General features: G+C 55.8%; 20 protein-coding genes, 1 other RNA gene and 1 pseudogene. 16 read left to right on the forward strand and 6 right to left on the reverse strand.

Going from position 1 to position 18648, the window contains the following annotated elements:
* Positions 1–88 precede the first annotated feature (88 nt).
* The 4 genes from ACTJJI_RS00955 (at position 89) to ACTJJI_RS00970 (ending at position 1681) form a co-directional block, all read left to right on the forward strand.
* Entirely contained in the window at positions 89–466 is a 378-nt protein-coding gene (locus ACTJJI_RS00955) for a helix-hairpin-helix domain-containing protein (RefSeq protein ID WP_014830879.1), read from the forward strand.
* 99 nt (positions 467–565) lie between these two features.
* Positions 566–964, forward strand: coding sequence for a YbgC/FadM family acyl-CoA thioesterase (locus ACTJJI_RS00960; RefSeq protein WP_014830880.1), 399 nt, complete (start codon positions 566–568; stop codon positions 962–964).
* Between the two features lie 47 nt (positions 965–1011).
* Entirely contained in the window at positions 1012–1365 is a 354-nt protein-coding gene (locus ACTJJI_RS00965) for a type II toxin-antitoxin system RelE/ParE family toxin (protein WP_046888889.1), read from the forward strand.
* A complete protein-coding gene (locus ACTJJI_RS00970; protein ID WP_046888890.1) occupies positions 1352–1681 on the forward strand; it encodes an addiction module antidote protein in 330 nt (109 codons plus the stop codon). The genes ACTJJI_RS00965 and ACTJJI_RS00970 overlap by 14 nt, the downstream gene beginning before the upstream one ends.
* A gap of 2 nt (positions 1682–1683) precedes the next feature.
* Here the strand turns inward: ACTJJI_RS00970 and queC are convergent, their stop codons facing one another.
* Entirely contained in the window at positions 1684–2379 is a 696-nt protein-coding gene (queC, locus tag ACTJJI_RS00975; protein WP_013095864.1) for a 7-cyano-7-deazaguanine synthase QueC, read from the reverse strand.
* Positions 2380–2445: 66 nt separating this feature from the next.
* The gene (locus tag ACTJJI_RS00980) at positions 2446–4146 is read right to left on the reverse strand and encodes an SgrR family transcriptional regulator (RefSeq protein WP_046888891.1); all 1701 of its coding nucleotides are present in this window, start codon (positions 4144–4146) and stop codon (positions 2446–2448) included.
* A 101-nt stretch (positions 4147–4247) separates the two neighbouring features.
* Between ACTJJI_RS00980 and cof the strand changes: the two genes are divergently transcribed.
* Complete coding sequence (cof, locus tag ACTJJI_RS00985; RefSeq protein ID WP_047360807.1) at positions 4248–5066, forward strand: HMP-PP phosphatase; 819 nt, start codon at positions 4248–4250, stop codon at positions 5064–5066.
* A gap of 40 nt (positions 5067–5106) precedes the next feature.
* Here the strand turns inward: cof and ACTJJI_RS00990 are convergent, their stop codons facing one another.
* Positions 5107–6153 carry a PLP-dependent cysteine synthase family protein gene (locus ACTJJI_RS00990; RefSeq protein ID WP_014830883.1) on the reverse strand — a complete coding sequence of 349 codons (1047 nt, stop codon included), beginning with the start codon at positions 6151–6153 and terminating at the stop codon, positions 5107–5109.
* A gap of 115 nt (positions 6154–6268) precedes the next feature.
* On the opposite strand from ACTJJI_RS00990, the gene ACTJJI_RS00995 reads away from it, so the two are divergent.
* From ACTJJI_RS00995 to amtB, 5 genes are all read left to right on the forward strand, one after another.
* Complete coding sequence (locus ACTJJI_RS00995) at positions 6269–6727, forward strand: Lrp/AsnC family transcriptional regulator (protein ID WP_008503307.1); 459 nt, start codon at positions 6269–6271, stop codon at positions 6725–6727.
* Between the two features lie 30 nt (positions 6728–6757).
* Positions 6758–8530 carry a SmdA family multidrug ABC transporter permease/ATP-binding protein gene (locus ACTJJI_RS01000; protein ID WP_096928149.1) on the forward strand — a complete coding sequence of 591 codons (1773 nt, stop codon included), beginning with the start codon at positions 6758–6760 and terminating at the stop codon, positions 8528–8530.
* The gene (locus tag ACTJJI_RS01005) at positions 8523–10304 is read left to right on the forward strand and encodes a SmdB family multidrug efflux ABC transporter permease/ATP-binding protein (RefSeq protein WP_014830885.1); all 1782 of its coding nucleotides are present in this window, start codon (positions 8523–8525) and stop codon (positions 10302–10304) included. Before ACTJJI_RS01000 ends, ACTJJI_RS01005 begins: the two co-directional genes overlap by 8 nt.
* Before the next feature lie 222 nt (positions 10305–10526).
* Positions 10527–10865, forward strand: coding sequence for a P-II family nitrogen regulator (gene glnK, locus ACTJJI_RS01010; protein ID WP_008503304.1), 339 nt, complete (start codon positions 10527–10529; stop codon positions 10863–10865).
* Positions 10866–10900: 35 nt separating this feature from the next.
* The gene (gene amtB / locus ACTJJI_RS01015) at positions 10901–12187 is read left to right on the forward strand and encodes an ammonium transporter AmtB (protein ID WP_014830886.1); all 1287 of its coding nucleotides are present in this window, start codon (positions 10901–10903) and stop codon (positions 12185–12187) included.
* A gap of 95 nt (positions 12188–12282) precedes the next feature.
* Here the strand turns inward: amtB and tesB are convergent, their stop codons facing one another.
* A complete protein-coding gene (gene tesB, locus ACTJJI_RS01020; RefSeq protein WP_440652710.1) occupies positions 12283–13143 on the reverse strand; it encodes an acyl-CoA thioesterase II in 861 nt (286 codons plus the stop codon).
* A gap of 203 nt (positions 13144–13346) precedes the next feature.
* Here tesB and ACTJJI_RS01025 point away from each other — a divergent pair, with 203 nt between their 5' ends.
* A complete protein-coding gene (locus tag ACTJJI_RS01025; protein ID WP_440652712.1) occupies positions 13347–13874 on the forward strand; it encodes a YbaY family lipoprotein in 528 nt (175 codons plus the stop codon).
* Between the two features lie 28 nt (positions 13875–13902).
* On the opposite strand, the pseudogene ACTJJI_RS01030 reads toward ACTJJI_RS01025, so the two are convergent.
* Positions 13903–14217 (reverse strand): annotated as a pseudogene (locus ACTJJI_RS01030) (MGMT family protein); the annotation flags it as partial.
* A gap of 166 nt (positions 14218–14383) precedes the next feature.
* Between ACTJJI_RS01030 and ffs the strand changes: the two are divergent.
* From ffs to ACTJJI_RS01045, 3 genes are all read left to right on the forward strand, one after another.
* Positions 14384–14480: signal recognition particle sRNA small type (gene ffs / locus ACTJJI_RS01035), an RNA gene on the forward strand.
* A 265-nt stretch (positions 14481–14745) separates the two neighbouring features.
* Entirely contained in the window at positions 14746–14997 is a 252-nt protein-coding gene (locus tag ACTJJI_RS01040) for a hypothetical protein (protein ID WP_014830890.1), read from the forward strand.
* Positions 14994–15209, forward strand: coding sequence for a hypothetical protein (locus tag ACTJJI_RS01045; RefSeq protein WP_013095877.1), 216 nt, complete (start codon positions 14994–14996; stop codon positions 15207–15209). The genes ACTJJI_RS01040 and ACTJJI_RS01045 overlap by 4 nt, the downstream gene beginning before the upstream one ends.
* A gap of 81 nt (positions 15210–15290) precedes the next feature.
* Here ACTJJI_RS01045 and yczR read toward each other — a convergent pair whose 3' ends face one another.
* Positions 15291–16712, reverse strand: a complete 1422-nt coding sequence (gene yczR, locus ACTJJI_RS01050) for a MocR-like transcription factor YczR (protein WP_440652715.1) — start codon at positions 16710–16712, stop codon at positions 15291–15293.
* A gap of 86 nt (positions 16713–16798) precedes the next feature.
* Between yczR and yczE the strand changes: the two genes are divergently transcribed.
* The gene (gene yczE / locus ACTJJI_RS01055) at positions 16799–17410 is read left to right on the forward strand and encodes a membrane protein YczE (protein ID WP_440652717.1); all 612 of its coding nucleotides are present in this window, start codon (positions 16799–16801) and stop codon (positions 17408–17410) included.
* Between the two features lie 77 nt (positions 17411–17487).
* Positions 17488–18558, forward strand: a complete 1071-nt coding sequence (locus ACTJJI_RS01060; protein ID WP_050860805.1) for a LacI family DNA-binding transcriptional regulator — start codon at positions 17488–17490, stop codon at positions 18556–18558.
* Positions 18559–18648 lie beyond the last annotated feature (90 nt).

Consider the following 18648-nt stretch of genomic DNA (forward strand, 5'->3'; position numbering starts at 1 on the left):
CCTTTTCCATTTCTGCAATCTCATGTTTGAGACTGTTTTTGCTGACGGCTATCGTGACGTGGCTGTCAACAAACAAGGAGATAACAGCATGAAATGTGGAATCAAAGCACTGTTAATTACACTGGCTATTGCCACCGCCGGGATGAGCGCAGGCGCACTGGCGGCCCCCGCAGCAAAAACGCAGTCTGTACAGAGCAAAACTGACCCCACTGCACAGGCTCCCGCCCAAACTAAAGCCGCTGAACCTGGCAAAAGCACAGAGGACGACGGTACACGCGTCAGCATCAATACGGCCTCGGCTGAAGATCTCGCCCGGGTGATGAACGGCGTAGGGCTCAAAAAAGCGCAGGCTATCGTCAGCTACCGTGAAGAGTACGGCCCGTTTAAAACGGTTGACGACCTCAGGCAGGTTCCGGGGATGGGCAGTTCATTGGTTGAGCGCAACCTCTCACACCTGACGTTGTAATCTCAGTTTTACTTGCACAGCAGCAAAAGTTTGCCAGGATAAAGAGGTCATACCAGTCTTGACCTCTTATCCTATAACAACAGTAAAGGCTATTGCGCTATGCAGACAAAAATCAAAGTACGCGGTTTCCATCTTGATGTTTACCAGCACGTGAATAACGCCCGCTATCTCGAATTTCTTGAAGAGGCGCGCTGGGATGGGCTGGAAAACAGCGAAAGTTTTCAATGGCTGACTGCGCACAACATCGCGTTCGTGGTCGTCAATATTAATATCAACTACCGTCGCCCGGCCGTGCTGGGAGATGTGCTTACCGTTACCAGCCAGGTTCAACAGCTAAACGGGAAGAGTGGTGTACTCAGTCAGGTCGTGACGCTGGATCCTGAAGGGCAGGTGGTGGCCGATGCGCTGATCACCTTCGTATGTATCGATCTGAAAACGCAGAAGGCATTGCCGCTGGAAGGGGAGTTGCGGGAAAAGCTGGAGTTGATGATCGTGTGATTTTTTGTCTTTTATAAAAGACAAAGTGTTTTTCCAGGGATAGAATAATGGACAGGGACTATGTTGTTGAGCGTTATCGGACCCGTGACGGCAAAGTGCCGTTTGAGGAGTGGATAACCAGGATGCGTAGAAAGGATCCGGAGACTGTTTTACGGATCCTTATGCGTATTAACCGTGCAATAAAACATAATTTTGGTGATTACAAATACCTTAGAGAAGGTGTTTGGGAGATGCGAATTGATAGTGGTCCCGGTTACAGAATCTATTTTGCCGTAGAGCATCAGAGGGTCTTGTTGTTACTCATCGGTGGTGACAAGAAGAGTCAAAGACAAGATGTTAAACAGGCGGTAGATTTCTTGAAAGATCATCTATCTCAAGGAAAAACAGATGAGCACTTCTAAACGACACTATTCAAGTTCTGTCAGCCATCACGATGCGGTTGTAAAAATGCTTCGTGAGAACCCTTCCTATGCTCAACTTTACCTGCAAATAGCACTGGAAGAAATTTATGAGGATCAGGGGATCCCTGCCTATCTCATTGCACTCCGCCAGGTCATCGAATCCCGCGGCGGCATAGGTGAAATTGCTGCCAAAGCAGGTCTTTCCCGTCAGCAGCTATACCGAACCTTGTCTGACAATGGCAACCCAACACTGACGACGCTAATGAAAGTCACGCGTGCTGCCGGTGTAAAACTGTTCGACAGCACGGTCAAATAACCTTATTTCAGCCCGGTTTTTTTCTGCATCGCGGCCATCACACCGGCTTTATCTGCCAGGTAGTGATTCAAGCCATTGGCACGCAGGTTACAGGCGGCGCACTGGCCACATCCGTCGCCTTTAATGCCGTTGTAGCAGGTCAGGGTTTCGCTGCGAACCAGATCCAGTTTGCCCCAGTAGTCCGCCAGCGCCCAGGTTTCCGCTTTATCAAGCCACATTAGCGGCGTTTCAAAGCGCGTCTCCTTGGCCATCCCCAGATTTACCGCGTGATTGAGCGCTTTCACAAACTCGTCGCGGCAGTCCGGATAACCGGAGAAATCGGTTTCGCAAACGCCGGTGATCACCGCTTCGGCTTGCACCTGGTAGGCGTAGATGGCCGTCAGGGTCAGAAAAAGAATATTACGGCCCGGCACAAAGGTATTGGGAATACCGCTGGCGTCAGGTTTGTAGTCAGGAACAGGAATGCTGTCGCGGGTGAGGCTACTGACGGCCAGTTCGTTTAACAGCGTGACGTCCAGCACCTTATGCGCGCGCGCGCCCAGTTTCAGCGCCAGTTCGCGGGCTACGTCGATTTCTGCGCGATGACGCTGACCATAATCGAAAGTCACACAATGAACTTCATCGTACTGATGAAGGGCCTGAACCAGGCAGGTAGTGGAATCTTGTCCTCCGCTGAACACGACGACGGCACGTTTCATAAATCATCTCGACAGTTACGGTAAAAACATTATGTTACCGTCTGACTTCGGCGGCGACCAGCTTCTTCACGACCTGGGTGCCGGAAGCCAGGCTTCAGTGAAATCAAACCAGCCACGGGTATTCAGTCGTATTCCGTTTACCCCCGGCGGCGCGCTGATTTGATACTGGTAGTTAAACAGTGGTGTCAGTACCGCCTCTTCCATCAGCCGGGTGAAGATGGCCCTCAGGCCAGCGTGTCTTGCCTGTTCATCGGCCTGAGTCTGTACGGCATCCAGCGTGGCCTGCAGATGAGCAAAGTGCGGCGCGCTCAGCAGATGCGGCCAGAGGGGATCGCACCTAAGCCACTGTTCAAGCGTGTACTCCGGCGCTTCGCCAATCAGTCTGTCTCCCATCATCATGTCCGCATCGGCAAGCTGCTGACACCCATCCCACGTTTTGGCATCGTAAAAGATAACGGTGAGTTCACACCCTTGCTGCGCAAGGTACTGTTTTAACTGGTTTGCCATGGTGTGTAACTCAACGGGCAAATGGTAAACGAGGGTCAACGTTTCCGGTAAAGGAACATGGGTTAAATCTGGCCACTGGGGAATACGCAGGCCTGGAAGCAGCTCTTCTGTCGGTGTAATCAACCCCTCGTTCAGCGGGAGCGTATGCAGCAGCGTTGAGAGATGGATGATATTGATCAGCCGTCGTGCCTGCATTTCACTCATCCGCTCGCTCTGTTTCAGCGTGAGGTAACAGAACCCCAGGCTGGTGCTGTTACTCACCAGCCTCAGGCTCTCCAGTTCATCAGGCTCGCCAATGGCGATCTGCACTGGATGACGACAGCTGGTCCCCAGCCCGTAATCAAAGAGCGTCGGGGTGATCCAGTATTCAATCGCCTTGATCAGCGGGTGGCTAAGATGGTACTGCTCATGGCTTTCCAGACGCACCAGATCGGGATCAAACACGCTCAGCCTGAAGGGGCCACTGCCCGTCACAGGCAGGTCAGGATGGGCCAGACGGCTGCAGTAGGTCGCCAGACGATGCGGCAGCCAGTAGTCCGGCTGATGCAGGGTAAACGTCAGGCACTGTGGGTGAGTGACCTCAATGTCTGACACGCTCTGGAACAGTTTGCGCAGAGCAGGCAGCGTCAGCAGGGCTTTCAGGCTCCGCTGCAGCTGTGCCGTCTCAATTTTGTCGCCGTTATGCCAGTGCAGGGTGGAGCGGATGTAAAAATGCCAGCGCAGGCCGCCATCCGACACCTCCCAGTGGTGGGCAAGATCGCCCGTTGGTTCGCTGCTGTTGCCGTTAAAGCGCGTCAGCCCGGAGAAAACCTGGCCTGCCAGGTGCTGCTCCGCCCGGCCGGGTAAAAAGCCAGGCTGCAGCGCATCCAGCGAGCGATAATAGGGAATGCGCAGCGTCGGCGTATCGTTTTGCCACTGTCCGCCCAAAAAGGGATGTAGCAACTCCCGCAACTCTTCCGGCGCAAGCTGGGCAAGCTCCAGCGCGTTATGCTGCTGCCCCTGCTTCAGCGCCTCTTCCATCATCGCATTACGCAGCGATTCCGGGGTGACATGAAACGTGAGCTCGCCGCGCTTGCCGCGACCGGACTGCGCATGCCAGCGTAACCAGCCAGCCTCCTGCGCCTGACGCAGCAGGGTGCGCACATGCCGCTCGCTGCAAAAACAGCGGCTGGCAAGCTCCGCAATGGTGACCTGCTGCGGTGCACCTTCGGAGGGCTGCCACAGGCGTTGATACTGTTTGAGGCGGTTGAGCTGTCGCATAAAAAACCCGGAACAATAATTGTCATCTATTCACTATTACTTCCGTATATCTCACGCAATACTGATGCACAAGTTAACCGCATCACATTTCGGGAGTAATCATGGCTCGGCTCGCAGCATTTGATATGGACGGTACGTTGTTAATGCCGGATCACCGTTTAGGGGAGAAAACCCTGAACACCCTGAAGCGTCTGCGCGAGCGCGATGTGACCCTGACGTTTGCCACTGGCCGCCATGTGCTGGAGATGCGTCATTTGCTGGGGGCATTCTCCCTGGATGCATTTCTGATCACCGGTAACGGGACACGTATTCATTCGGTCGAAGGGGAGGTTCTGCACCGTCAGGATCTCAACCCGGAAGTGGCGGATATTGTGTTGCATAGTACCTGGGATACCCAAGCCAGCGTTCATGTCTTTAACGATAACGGCTGGTTTACCGGGCGCGAGATCCCTCAGCTTCTCCATGCGCATGTCTACAGCGGTTTTCGCTATCAGCTGATCGATTTGCGCCGTATCCCTGCCCATGCGGTGACCAAGATCTGTTTCTGCGGCGATCATGACGATCTCTGTCGCCTGCGTATTCAGTTGAATGAGGCGTTAGGCGACCGGGCACATCTGACCTTTTCGGCGGTGGATTGTCTGGAAGTGCTGCCGGTGGGGTGTAACAAAGGTTCTGCCCTGGCGGTCCTGAGCGACCACCTGGGCTTAACGCTGCAGGAGTGCATGGCGTTTGGTGACGCCATGAACGACCGCGAGATGCTGGGCAGCGTCGGGCGCGGTTTGATCATGGGGAATGCAATGCCCCAGCTGATTTCAGCGCTTCCTCATCTGCCGGTTATCGGGCACTGCCGAAATGAAGCGGTGTCCCATTTTTTAACACATTGGCTGGACAACAACACCCTCCCATATTCCCCCGAATAGTGAGACCCTTCCAGCAAGCCAGACTTCGGTCTGGCTTTTTTTATTTCACCAGCTGTGCAATTTGCGCTTTCCACGGCGCAATATCACCGATGTTTGCCTGCACCCATTCCGCGTTGTAATAGGTCTCCAGGTAGCGCTCTCCGCTGTCGCACAGCAGCGTGACGATGGAGCCCGTGCGGCCCTCTTCACGCATGCGTGCCGCCAGCTGCAGCGCGCCCCACATATTGGTCCCGGTCGAGGCACCCACTTTGCGGCCCAACTGCGTCTCCAGCCAGTGCGCCGTTGCGACGCTTGCGGCATCCGGCACGCGAAGCATTTCATCCACCACATCAGGAATGAACGACGGCTCAACGCGCGGGCGGCCAATTCCTTCAATTTTACTGCCCACCGGACTGCGCAGATTGGCATCGCGGCGTTGCCAGTAGTCGAGGAAAACCGAGTTTTGCGGATCAACCACCATCAGTTGCGTATCGTAGCCCTGACAGCGGATATAGCGGCCAATGGTGGCCGAAGTACCGCCCGTACCGGCGCTCATGACGATGTATGACGGAACCGGATGAGGCTCATGAGTCATCTGGCGGAAAATACTGTCGGCAATGTTGTTGTTGCCACGCCAGTCGGTCGCGCGTTCGGCGAAGGTGAACTGGTCCATATAGTGGCCGTTCAGCTCACGGGCCAGCATTTCCGAGGCGGCGTAAATTTCGCAGGCGCTTTCCACAAAGTGGCAGCGTCCGCCATAAAATTCGATCTGTTCGATTTTGCGTTTCGCGGTGCAGGAGGGCATGACGGCGATAAACGGCAGACCGAGCAGGCGGGCGAAATAGGCTTCGGATACGGCGGTTGAACCGGATGAGGATTCAATGATGGTCGTGCCTTCCTTAATCCAGCCGTTGCATAACCCGTACAGGAACAGAGAACGCGCCAGCCGATGCTTCAGGCTGCCTGTAGGATGGGTGCTTTCATCTTTCAGATACAGCTGAATACCCGCAAATCCTGGCAGGGTGAGGCGGATTAAATGGGTGTCGGCCGAGCGCTGGTAGTCGGCATTGATTTCGCTGATGGCATGTTTAACCCAGTTGCTATTCATCGTAATTATCCGTTTGTCATTTTGTGCCCAGCATAGCGAAAAGCACAGAAAAAATTGTTGCTATCTGGCCTTTAAAATAGAATGAAGGGAGAAAAATTTTCTCTGTGAGGTGGGTATGCTAGATAAAATTGACCGCAAGCTGCTTTCATTGCTGCAAAGTGACTGCACCCTCTCTTTGCAGGCACTGGCAGATGCCGTTAATCTGACCACCACACCGTGCTGGAAGCGCCTCAAGAAGCTGGAAGATGACGGTATTCTGCTGGGGCGTGTCGCGTTATTAGATCCCGAAAAACTGGGGCTGGGCCTGACGGCTTTTGTCCTGATAAAAACGCAGCACCACAGCAGCGAATGGTATTGCCGCTTCGTGACCCAGGTGTCAGAGATGCCGGAGGTCCTCGGCTTCTGGCGTATGGCCGGGGAGTACGATTATCTGATGCGTGTCCAGGTGGCAGACATGAAGCGCTATGATGATTTCTACAAGCGGCTGGTGAACAGCGTACCGGGGTTGTCGGACGTCACCTCAAGCTTTGCCATGGAACAGATTAAATACACCACAGCATTACCCATTGAATAACTTCGTAAAATACCTTCAGGAACAAACCGCGTGCGATTATTTGCCCAACTAAGCTGGTACTTTCGTCGGGAGTGGCAGCGCTACCTCGGCGCAGTTCTCCTGCTTATCATCATTGCCATCTTGCAGCTGATCCCGCCGAAAGTGGTGGGATACGTCGTGGATGGCGTCACGGAACAGCATTACACCACCGCACGGGTGTTGATGTGGGTCGGCACGCTGGTGTTGACGGCCATCATTGTCTATCTGCTGCGCTATGTCTGGCGCGTGCTGCTGTTTGGCGCGTCCTATCAGCTGGCCGTTGAATTACGCGAGGATTTTTACCGTCAGCTGAGCCGCCAGCATCCAGAATTTTACCTGCGCCATCGCACCGGGGATCTTATCGCCCGCGCCACCAACGACGTCGATCGCGTGGTGTTCGCCGCCGGGGAAGGGGTATTAACGCTGGTGGATTCGCTGGTGATGGGCTGTGCGGTTCTGATTGTGATGTCGACTCAGATCAGCTGGCAGCTCACCCTGCTGGCATTGCTGCCGATGCCGCTGATGGCGCTGGCGATCAACCGCTATGGCGAACAGCTGCACGAGCGCTTCAAGCTGGCGCAGGCGGCGTTTTCGTCGCTGAACGATCGCACGCAGGAGAGTATGACCAGTATCCGCATGATCAAAGCCTTTGGTCTGGAGGATCGGCAATCAGCTCTGTTTGCGGCCGATGCTGCAGACACTGGCGCAAAAAACATGCGCGTTGCGCGTATCGATGCGCGCTTTGACCCGACGATCTATATCGCCATTGGCATGGCTAATCTGCTGGCGATTGGCGGCGGGAGCTGGATGGTTGTACAGGGCACCTTGACCCTGGGGCAGTTGACCAGTTTTGCGATGTACCTGGGGCTGATGATTTGGCCGATGCTGGCGCTGGCCTGGATGTTTAACATCGTGGAGCGCGGCAGTGCCGCCTACAGCCGCATTCGCGCCATGCTGTCTGAAGCGCCAGTGGTCAACGACGGTACCGAGCCGGTACCGGAAGGACGGGGTGTGATGAACGTCGATATCCGTACGTTTGTTTATCCGCAGACAGAACACCCGGTGCTTGAAAACGTCAGCTTTACGCTGCAACCGGGTCAAATGCTGGGGATCTGTGGCCCGACCGGATCCGGTAAAAGCACGGTCCTTTCGCTGCTCCAGCGTCACTTTGATGTTACGCAGGGGGATATTCGTTTCCACGATCTTCCCCTGACGACCCTGCAACTGGATGACTGGCGTCGCCGTCTGGCGGTGGTCAGCCAGACGCCGTTCCTCTTTTCCGACACCGTGGCGAATAACATTGCCCTTGGCTGTCCGTCGGCCACGCAGGAAGAGATTGAGCACGTGGCACGCTTAGCCAGCGTCCATGACGATATTTTGCGTCTGCCGCAGGGTTATGAAACCGAGGTGGGTGAACGTGGCGTGATGCTGTCCGGCGGGCAAAAACAGCGAATTTCCATTGCCCGTGCGCTACTGCTGAATGCCGAAATCCTGATTCTGGATGATGCGCTTTCTGCCGTGGATGGCCGTACCGAACACCAGATCCTGCATAACCTGCGCCAGTGGGGCGAGGGGCGGACCGTGATTATCAGTGCTCACCGTTTGTCGGCGCTGACGGAAGCCAGTGAAATTCTGGTGTTGCAGCACGGGCACATTGCCCAGCGTGGGCAGCATGACCAGCTTGCGGAGCAACCGGGCTGGTATCGCGATATGTATCGCTATCAGCAGCTTGAAGCGGCACTCGACGATGCTCCGGAACAGGAAGAGGAGGACGCTCATGCGTAAATCAAAAACGCAGTGGCCGACGCTAAAACGCCTGCTGGCCTACGGTTCGCCATGGCGAAAACCCCTTGCCCTTGCCGTCGTGTTGCTGTGGATTGCGGCGATTGCGGAAGTGAGTGGTCCGCTGCTGATCAGTTATTTCATCGACAATATGGTCGCGAAAAGCTATTTGCCGCTGGGGCTGGTTGCGGGGTTAGGCGTGGCTTATGTGGGGCTACAGCTGGCGGCGGCCGGGCTGCACTATGCGCAGTCGCTGCTCTTTAACCGGGCGGCGGTGGGCGTGGTGCAGAAGTTGCGTACCGATGTTATGGATGCCGCACTGCGCCAGCCGCTGAGCGAATTTGATATCCAGCCGGTCGGGCAGGTGATTTCGCGGGTGACCAACGATACCGAGGTGATCCGCGATCTGTACGTGACCGTCGTGGCGACCGTATTGCGCAGTGCCGCGCTGATTGGCGCCATGCTGGTGGCAATGTTCAGTCTCGACTGGCGCATGGCGCTGGTGGCGATCACGATTTTCCCGGCGGTGCTGATTGTGATGGTTATCTATCAGCGCTACAGCACGCCCATTGTGCGTCGGGTGCGGACCTACCTGGCCGATATAAACGATGGCTTCAACGAAGTGATCAACGGCATGAGCGTCATCCAGCAGTTCCGTCAGCAGGCTCGCTTTGGCGAACGCATGGGCGAAGCCAGCCGTTCGCACTATATGGCGCGTATGCAGACGTTGCGCCTTGACGGTTTCCTGCTGCGTCCGCTGCTGAGTCTTTTCTCGGCGCTGGTGCTTTGCGGCCTGCTGATGCTCTTTGGCCTCAGTGCAGGCGGTACGATTGAGGTGGGGGTTCTGTATGCTTTCATTAGCTATCTGGGACGCCTGAACGAGCCGTTGATTGAGCTCACGACCCAGCAATCCATGTTGCAGCAGGCAGTCGTTGCCGGAGAACGCGTCTTTGAGCTAATGGACAGACCGCGTCAGACCTATGGCGAGGATACAACGCCTCTGCAAAGCGGGGCGATCACGTTTGACCATGTCTCGTTTGCCTACCGGGAAGACAGGCTGGTGTTGCAGGACATCACTCTTGATGTGCCGTCGCGTGGTTTTGTGGCGCTGGTGGGTCATACCGGCAGCGGCAAGAGCACGCTCGCAAGCCTGTTGATGGGGTACTACCCGTTAACGAAAGGTGAGATTCGCCTGGACGGACGTCCGCTGGCGTCGCTCAGCCACAGCGTATTGCGTAAAGGCGTGGCGATGGTGCAGCAAGATCCGGTTGTGCTGGCCGATACGTTTTACGCCAACGTGACGCTGGGACGGGATTATACCCAGGAGCAGGTGTGGGCGGTGCTGGAAAAAGTGCAGCTGGCGGAACTGGCCCGTGGTTTTAGCGACGGAATCAACACCCGGCTGGGTGAGCAGGGGAATAACCTCTCTGTTGGACAAAAACAGCTCCTGGCGCTGGCGCGTGTGCTGATTGAAACGCCACAGGTGCTGATTCTGGATGAAGCGACGGCCAGCATCGACTCCGGTACCGAACAGGCGATCCAGCAGGCGCTGGCTGCCGTGCGTGACCACACGACGCTGGTGGTTATCGCGCACCGTCTTTCAACGATTGTCGACGCAGATACCATTCTGGTGCTGCACCGCGGGCAGGCCGTTGAACGCGGTACGCACCGGGCGCTACTGGAAGCGAAGGGGCGCTACTGGCAGATGTATCAGCTGCAGTTGGCGGGGGAAGAGCTGGCGGCCAGCGTCCGTGAGGAAGAGTCGCTTAGCGCCTGATGCACCAAAAACAGGCAACGTGCTAACAGTCACCACTGTTGGTGCAAAACCGAAACGCGCCATGCACTGCCATGGTGCGTTTTTTTTCACCTGTCGATTATTCATGGTCTTTTAACGCGCATTGCGCCGCTTTTCTCTTCCGTTTTCATTTCTGGCACATCCCTTGCAATGTCTCCTGCGTGTTAGCTGCGGCCATTACCGAATTCTGACTGGAGGGGATCTATGAAGCTGGTTACGGTGGTAATCAAACCATTCAAACTCGAAGACGTGCGTGAAGCGTTGTCTTCAATGGGTATTCAGGGACTGACTGTCACCGAAGTGAAAGGCTTCGGTCGTCAGAAGGGTCATGCCGAGCTTTATCGCGGGGCGGAATACAGCGTTAACTTCCTGCCAAAAGTAAAAATTGATGTCGCGATTGCTGATGATCAGCTTGATGAAGTCATCGATGTGATCAGCAAAGCGGCCTACACCGGCAAAATTGGCGACGGCAAAATTTTCGTTGCCGAACTGCAGCGCGTCATTCGCATCCGTACCGGCGAATCTGACGAAGCGGCACTGTAAGTAACTCCTGGCACACAGTGATAGGGATCGAGAAAATGAAGATAGCAACAATCAAAACGGGTCTGGGTTCGCTGGCACTGCTGCCGGGCCTGGCAATGGCTGCTCCTGCGGTGGCAGACAAAGCCGACAACGCCTTTATGATGATCAGCACCGCGCTGGTGCTGTTCATGTCTATTCCGGGCATTGCGCTGTTTTACGGCGGTCTGATCCGTGGCAAAAACGTTCTCTCCATGCTGACGCAAGTTGCCGTGACGTTCGCGCTGGTTTGCGTGCTGTGGGTGGTCTACGGCTACTCTCTGGCCTTCGGTGAAGGTAACGCCTTCTTCGGCAACTTCAACTGGGCGATGTTGAAAAACATTGAACTGACCGCGGTAATGGGCAGTTTCTATCAGTACATCCACGTCGCGTTCCAGGGGTCGTTCGCCTGTATCACCGTGGGGCTGATTGTCGGGGCGCTGGCTGAGCGTATTCGCTTCTCCGCGGTCCTGATCTTCGTGGTGGTCTGGCTGACGCTCTCCTATGTGCCGATTGCTCACATGGTCTGGGGTGGCGGTCTGCTGGCGTCGCACGGCGCGCTGGATTTCGCGGGCGGTACTGTTGTCCACATCAACGCCGCGGTTGCGGGTCTGGTAGGGGCATACCTGATTGGTAAACGCGTGGGCTTCGGTAAAGAAGCGTTCAAACCACACAACCTGCCGATGGTCTTTACCGGTACGGCGATCCTCTATTTTGGCTGGTTCGGCTTCAACGCCGGTTCTGCAAGCGCCGCTAACGAAATCGCCGCACTGGCCTTCGTGAACACGGTTGTGGCCACGGCGGGTGCGATCCTCTCCTGGGTGTTTGGTGAGTGGGCAGTTCGCGGTAAACCTTCCCTGCTGGGCGCATGCTCTGGTGCGATTGCAGGTCTGGTCGGTATCACGCCTGCATGTGGTTACGTCGGTGTCGGTGGTGCGCTGCTTGTTGGCCTGGTGTCAGGTCTGGCCGGTCTGTGGGGTGTGACGGCGCTGAAACGTCTTCTGCGTGTGGATGACCCGTGTGATGTGTTTGGTGTGCACGGCGTGTGCGGTATTGTCGGTTGTATCATGACCGGTATCTTCGCCGCCAAATCGCTGGGTGGCGTGGGTTACGCAGAAGGTGTCACCATGGTTCACCAGGTGCTGGTGCAGCTGGAAAGTATCGCCATCACCGTCGTCTGGTCTGCTGTGGTGGCCTTCGTTGGCTATAAACTGGCGGATATGACTGTGGGTCTGCGTGTACCGGAAGAACAGGAACGCGAAGGTCTCGACGTCAACAGCCACGGCGAGAATGCGTATAACGCATAATAAACAGCAAAACGGCAATCTCTGATTGCCGTTTTTAGTGTTTATTCCCTCTCCCCGTGGGAGAGGGCTGGGGTGAGGGCATCAGGCCGCAAACATCACCCGCGATTACGCATCACCCCTTCCTGCACCGTAGAGGCGACCAGCACGCCATCCTGGGTATAAAACTCCCCGCGTACAAATCCGCGTGCGCTTGACGCCGAAGTACTCTCCACGCTGTAGAGCAGCCAGTCGTTCATATTGAATGGACGATGGAACCACATCGAGTGATCGATCGTTGCAACCTGCATCCCTTTTTCAAGGAATCCGACGCCGTGCGGCTGCAGTGCAACTGGCAGGAAGTTAAAATCTGACGCATAGCCCAGAAGATACTGATGCACACGGAAATCTTCTGGTACGGTGCCATTAGCACGGATCCAGACCTGACGTGTTGGCTCGGCAGTGTGGCCTTTCATCGGGTTATGGAATTCAACCGGGCGGATCTCAAGCGGTTTATCACAGAGGAACTTTTCTTTGACCTGCGGTGGCAGCAAGTGGGCCAGCGCGCGGGCGATGTCGGTCTCCGATTTGAGTTCGTCCGGCGACGGGGCCGCAGGCATCGCTTTCTGGTGCTCATAACCCGGTTCCGGTGCCTGGAAAGAGGCGGTCATGTAAAAGATGGGCTTGCCATTCTGAATGGCCGCCACGCGGCGCGCGCTAAAACTGTTGCCGTCACGCAGTACTTCCACATCGTACACAATGGGTTTTGCGCTATCGCCAGGACGCAGAAAATAGCTGTGAAAGGAGTGCACCAGACGGTCTGCCGGGACGGTCTCCTTGGCAGCGTACAGTGCCTGTCCGACGACCTGCCCGCCGAAGACCTGACGCAAGCCCAAATCTTCGCTCTGTCCGCGAAAGAGTCCTTCCTCAATTTTTTCCAGATTCAGTAATGTCAGCAGATTGTTCAGTGCCTGACTCATAGTTGTCCTCAATAAACGCCGTGGCGAAAGATAGGCAGAGTATAACGCAGAAATGAAAGTGGTCCGATGGGTAGAATTATCTGAATATCGGGGCGAATTCAGGCATTAATCAGTGATCTGTGCCACACTTGAATACGATATGTGTTTGAAACGACATCGGATGGGATCGATCCCGCTGGTGCATTGATGATAAGGAGACTTCAATGAAACTCGTGCCCATGCTAAGTGGTGTAGCTATTGCGGTGGCGTTGTCCGCCTGTGCAGGTAAGAGCGCCCAGGTGCCGGTGCCAGCAGCAGATCCAAACGGGATTAATACACTTTCACAGCAATCCATTCAGCAACCTAACGTTTCCGGTACTATCTGGATCAAACAGCGAGTCGCTTTACCACCGGATGCGGTATTAACGGTCACGCTGTCTGATGCTTCTCTGGCAGACGCGCCGTCGAAAGTGGTGGCCCAGCGTGCTGTGCGTACCGAAGGTAAGCAGGCACCGTTTAGCTTCGTGCTGCCGTATAACCCGGCAGACGTACAGCCTAACGCCCGTATCCTTCTGAGCGCCGCGGTAACCATCAACGGTAAGCTGGTGTTTATTACCGATACGGTCCAGGAAGCCATCAACAACGGTGGGACGAAAATCGACCTGAACCTGGTGCCGGTGCAGCAAACCGAAGTACCTGTTGCACCACAGGCGAACCAACCGTCTGTCCCAACACCGCCGACGCAGCTGTAATGATTTCCCCTCTCCTTCGGGAGAGGGGTCAGTACACCCAGCGATATTTCTGCAAATCGATCTGTCCTGACCCGGACACCTGAATCCCTTCCGAAAGTAATGCCTGACGCTGGCGCTGCAAATCCGGCCCGGTCAGCGAGATGGCGCCATGACGATTCACAACCCTATGCCAGGGCAATGTACTTCCTTCAGGAAGGCGTTTTAGCACGCCACCCACCTGACGCGCCGCACGGGGGGAACCGGCAAGACGCGCGACGTCACCATAGGTTGTCACGTAGCCTTCCGGAATGGAGGCCACAATTTGCCACACTCGTTGTGGAAAGGCGTCGTGTTCGTCCATCAATACACCTGTGGGGATGAGTGAAATGCCATGTTAAACGAAGATCGCGCCGATTGCTGCGCCTGTTTGCGCAAGAAACCACCATCCAGTTGCTGGCGGCTTGCAATTGACCGTTAGCACAGGGATAATGCGCCAGCGCGTTGGGTAACAACGCTCTCAATGGGGGCTCTGTTGGTTCTCCCGCAACGCTACTCTGTTCACCAGGTCAGGTCCGGAAGGAAGCAGCCAGGGCAGACGACGTGTGTGCCGGGATGTAGCTGGCAGGGCCCCCACCCATTTGTGCCTCCGGCAACATGCCTCCCGTTTTTACGCCTCCCTGCATGACTATCCCACAGAATTAAAAGGGTTTTAATTTGTGATGTAATATATATTTCATTTCGATGAAATATTAATGTCATAAACCTGTAATAATAGACTGTCATTTTATTTCTGGGCGTCTTTTTTCTGTCATAAGTCAAAAATATATATCTGGATTACATTGTTAACATCGTGTATTAAATAAAGCACTTATTCCGAAGGGAAGTGACAATCATGGCTACTGCGGTATTAAATGTTAAGATTGATGAAGCGCTAAAAGAAAGACTTCGCCACTATGCGGAAGTGAATAACGAGAACTTAAGCGTGACCACAGAGAAATTGCTGCTGCTGGCGTTTGAAGCAGCAGAAGAGGCGGGAGTATCGGAAGAGGATATTGATAATCAGCATACGGAAGAAGAGAGTGTTTCTCCTTTTACTCCTAAAGAAATCAAAGCTCTACGTAAACTTCTGAAGAAGAGAAAATGAAACAACAACTGTCAACCGCCAGTGACTACAAAGAGGCCTGCGATCTGTTGCGTTCGGGCTACGTGAAGCATGTACGTCTTGGCTGGAATGTAGGAAGTGATGAGTTCTTTCGTATTGCGTCTGACTGGTGTGATACCGGCGCGAAAATAAAGAAAGACGGTGAAAGCTTCGTTATTTCATTGAAAGGTTTCCCCATTCCTCCTCAGCACTGATTCGTGACTGGTGAAAACTGCTGACTGCCTGTATGACAGTCAGCAGTTTTTATTTTATGATCCACTTCAAATTTTTTAATATCAAACCAGGCTGCGTTTTATCGATGGCGCTGTTTTATTTAATGCAAGCCACAACGGCTTGATTCTCAGTAGCGCCTGCTCAAGCTCTGCCGGCTCAAGCGAGAAGGGCATACGTAGATAGCGGTCAAACGCCCCCGATAAACCAAACCGCGTGCCGGTTCCCAGATTAATCCCCAACATCTCTGCACGTGCGGCAAGCTGCGTCGCCTGCATGCCCGGCAGTTCGATCCAGTAGGAAAGCCCACCTTCGGCCTCCTGAAACCGCCACTGCGGGAAATGTTCGCGCAGCAACTCACCGCAGCGGTCGCGTCGCTCTGTCAGCATCTTCCGGCGCGCAGGCAGAAATGTCTCGCTGTTGTTGATAAGCCACAGTGTCGCCAGTTGTTCCAGCAGCGGCGAGCCTAAATCCAGCGTGTCACGCGTCTGGGCAAGCGTAGCAATGGTGCGTGAAGAGGCGCGGATCCAGCCGAGACGCAGCCCGCCCCAGAAGCTTTTTCCGGCCGAACCCAGCGTGATCACCGTTGCCTGCGGGTTAAACGACGCCAGAGGCGGTGGCGGCGGTGCCTCAAACCAGAGATCGACCATCGTTTCGTCGACCACCAGCGTGGTGCGGGTGTTTGCCGCAATGTCGGTTATCGCCTGGCGGGTGGCGATATCCATACACCGACCTGTCGGGTTATGAAAATCCGGCATCAGGTACGCCAGGTGCGGTGCAGTCTGAGCCAGCGTGGCCGCAAAGCCATCCGTGTCCCAGCCGGTTTCCGGTAATGACACGCCCACCGGCCGACACAGCGCCCCCTCAATAGCCGCAATCGCCAGCGGATAGGTAGGGTGATCGACCACCACGCGATCGCCCGGACCAGTCATCATCCGCAATACCAGCGCAAAACCACTGACGGCGCCATTGACCACCATCACTTCGTCAGCCCGGGTCGGCAGCCCGCGCGCGGTATAGCGGGCGGCAATGGCTTCACGCAGAGCCGCCAGACCGAGCTGGTCGTAACCGGTCAGCGCAAGGTGCTGGGTGATTGCGGTGAGCGCCCAGGTGTAAGCCTGGTGGATCTCTGGCCCGGCATTCAGGGCGGCAGTGGAGAGATCCAGCGCCGCACTTGCCGCTGAAAGCGTCGGTACGGCACGGGTATCGGGCAGGATCACCCGTGAACCGCTGCCGTGTCGGCTCTCCAGATACCCTTCCTCTCGCAGATGGGCCAGCGCGCTACTGATTGTCGTCCGGCTTACATCTAACGCCGTGGCCAGTTCGCGTTCACCGGGCAGGCGCGTACTCAACGCCAGCCTGCCGTCGAGGATCAGCAGGCGCAAGGCGTCAGCCAGCTGTCGCCAGAGTGGCGTTCGGTACGGGGTTTGTTGCCAGTGGCCCAAAAGGCGAACCAGCGACTGACTTCCGAAACGGCGTGATGACATATGCAGTCCACTATTTGAAAACTGGACATTAATCATAGTGCCATTTTCGAACAAGATGAAAGCCTGGTTCACTGGAGAAGCTAAAAATGGTACGTCGTCTGCTGCAACTGTACGTTGGTTTAGGCCTGTATGGGCTTTCAACCGCGATGTTTATTCGTTCGGATCTGGGGGTTGACCCGTGGGATGTGTTTCACCTTGGGGTGGGATTACAGCTGGGGATGACCATCGGTACGGTGATTATTTTGACCGGCGCTGCGCTGCTGCTGCTGTGGATCCCGCTGCGTCAGATGCCAGGGCTGGGAACGCTCAGTAACGTTGTCTGTATTGGCCTGGCGGCAGATGCCTCGATGGCCCTTATCCCCGAGCTGGATCTTCTCCCCATTCGGATTGCTCTGCTGCTTGGGGGCATTGTGTTGAACGCGGTAGCAACCGGTATGTATATCGGTGCCGGGTTCGGGGCGGGCCCACGCGATGGACTGATGACCGGCATTCACGCCCGGCTGGGGTGGTCAATCCGCAGCGTTCGGACCTCAATTGAAGTGAGCGTCCTGCTGATTGGCTGCGTTCTTGGCGGAACGTTTGGCGTCGGGACGGTACTGTATGCCCTGACCATCGGCCCGCTTATCCAGCTCTGTTTGCCGTGGTTCCGTCAGAAGCCGCGTACGGATAATGTTCCTCAGCCAGAGCGGGTTGTTTAATTTTGCGAAGCGCTCACAGGTATTAATGGCCGCGCTGTGCCACAATAGACGGCTCTGTTAACACGAAGCCGGAACGCATGAAAGCCATTACCCTCTATGATGTTGCCCTCCTTGCGGGGGTGTCTTATCAGACCGTTTCTCGTGTGATTAACGACGCGGAGCATGTTTCTGCCCGCACACGGGAAAAGGTGCAGCAGGCCATGGCGGAGCTGCACTACGTCCCTAACCGTGGCGCGCAGCAGCTGGCGGGTAAGCGCACTCGTACGCTGGGGCTTATCACTACCGATCTGGCGCTGCACGCCCCTTCGCAAATTGTCTCTGCGGTAAAATCCCGGGCGGTAGAAAAGGGGGCGAGCGTGCTGATCTCGATGGTGGAACATCCACAACAGTGCCAGGGCGCGCTTCAGGAGTTGCTGGCACAGCGCGTGGAAGCCCTGCTGGTGAACGTGCCGCTTGACGATCCTGACGCTGAACAACTCAAGGTACTGGCATCTCCCGTGCCGGTGCTGTTTCTGGATGTCTCTTCGTCGGCAGCGGTCAACAGTCTGGTGTTCAATGCCGAACAGGGCGCCCGACTGGGGGTTGAACATGTGCTCTCTCTGGGGCACCAGCGTATTGCGTTGTTAAGCGGGCCAGAAAGTTCTGTTTCCGCCCGCGCCCGTCTGGCGGGATGGAAAGCGACGCTGGCGCAGGCCGGGCTTGAGGCTGCGGCGGTGGCATACGGCGACTGGAGTGCGGCGAGCGGATATGAGAAGGGCCATGCCCTGTTGTCTGCTGCAGCGTTACCGGATGCCATTCTGGTGGCTAACGATCAAATGGCGCTGGGCGTGATGCGGGCCTGCGCGGAAAAAGGGGTGGCGATCCCGGGCCAGATAGCGATCGTGGGCTTTGACGATACTGCCGACAGCGCCTGGTTTTCGCCTCCGCTCACCACCATCCGTCAGGCGTTTCGCGAGGCGGGCGAACAAAGTGTGGAGTGGCTGCTGGCGCCCACCCGTAGTGAAGCATGCTGGCAGGTTCAGTTGCCCGTTACGTTGATCAGCCGACAATCCAGTGCCCGTCGCGCGCCGCAGCAGGCCGATCGTGAGGATCTGGCGCAGCAGCTCCGAACCCTGGCCCTGCTGGCCGAGAAGCTTGCCCGCGAATAACGCTTTTGTGATCTGCCTCGCTATGCGGCGATCCCACGCTTTACCGCAGCAGTTTGTCAGGGCATGTTGACTTAAATTGTGAGCGCTTCG

This window comes from Enterobacter sp. 22466, from assembly GCF_052044775.1.
In the GTDB taxonomy this organism is placed as follows: domain Bacteria; phylum Pseudomonadota; class Gammaproteobacteria; order Enterobacterales; family Enterobacteriaceae; genus Enterobacter; species Enterobacter dissolvens.

Coding starts and splice junctions, on each gene's coding strand:
- amtB (WP_014830886.1), top strand. CDS start 10,901: ATGAAGATAGCAACAATCAAAACGGGTCTGGGTTCGCTGGCACTGCTG.
- ACTJJI_RS00960 (WP_014830880.1), top strand. CDS start 566: ATGCAGACAAAAATCAAAGTACGCGGTTTCCATCTTGATGTTTACCAG.
- glnK (WP_008503304.1), top strand. CDS start 10,527: ATGAAGCTGGTTACGGTGGTAATCAAACCATTCAAACTCGAAGACGTG.
- ACTJJI_RS01025 (WP_440652712.1), top strand. CDS start 13,347: ATGAAACTCGTGCCCATGCTAAGTGGTGTAGCTATTGCGGTGGCGTTG.
- ACTJJI_RS00980 (WP_046888891.1), bottom strand. CDS start 4,146: ATGCGACAGCTCAACCGCCTCAAACAGTATCAACGCCTGTGGCAGCCC.
- yczR (WP_440652715.1), bottom strand. CDS start 16,712: ATGTCATCACGCCGTTTCGGAAGTCAGTCGCTGGTTCGCCTTTTGGGC.
- ACTJJI_RS01060 (WP_050860805.1), top strand. CDS start 17,488: ATGAAAGCCATTACCCTCTATGATGTTGCCCTCCTTGCGGGGGTGTCT.
- cof (WP_047360807.1), top strand. CDS start 4,248: ATGGCTCGGCTCGCAGCATTTGATATGGACGGTACGTTGTTAATGCCG.
- ACTJJI_RS01005 (WP_014830885.1), top strand. CDS start 8,523: ATGCGTAAATCAAAAACGCAGTGGCCGACGCTAAAACGCCTGCTGGCC.
- ACTJJI_RS01045 (WP_013095877.1), top strand. CDS start 14,994: ATGAAACAACAACTGTCAACCGCCAGTGACTACAAAGAGGCCTGCGAT.
- tesB (WP_440652710.1), bottom strand. CDS start 13,143: ATGAGTCAGGCACTGAACAATCTGCTGACATTACTGAATCTGGAAAAA.
- ACTJJI_RS00990 (WP_014830883.1), bottom strand. CDS start 6,153: ATGAATAGCAACTGGGTTAAACATGCCATCAGCGAAATCAATGCCGAC.
- ACTJJI_RS00955 (WP_014830879.1), top strand. CDS start 89: ATGAAATGTGGAATCAAAGCACTGTTAATTACACTGGCTATTGCCACC.
- ACTJJI_RS00970 (WP_046888890.1), top strand. CDS start 1,352: ATGAGCACTTCTAAACGACACTATTCAAGTTCTGTCAGCCATCACGAT.
- ACTJJI_RS01040 (WP_014830890.1), top strand. CDS start 14,746: ATGGCTACTGCGGTATTAAATGTTAAGATTGATGAAGCGCTAAAAGAA.
- yczE (WP_440652717.1), top strand. CDS start 16,799: ATGGTACGTCGTCTGCTGCAACTGTACGTTGGTTTAGGCCTGTATGGG.
- ACTJJI_RS00995 (WP_008503307.1), top strand. CDS start 6,269: ATGCTAGATAAAATTGACCGCAAGCTGCTTTCATTGCTGCAAAGTGAC.
- queC (WP_013095864.1), bottom strand. CDS start 2,379: ATGAAACGTGCCGTCGTCGTGTTCAGCGGAGGACAAGATTCCACTACC.
- ACTJJI_RS00965 (WP_046888889.1), top strand. CDS start 1,012: ATGGACAGGGACTATGTTGTTGAGCGTTATCGGACCCGTGACGGCAAA.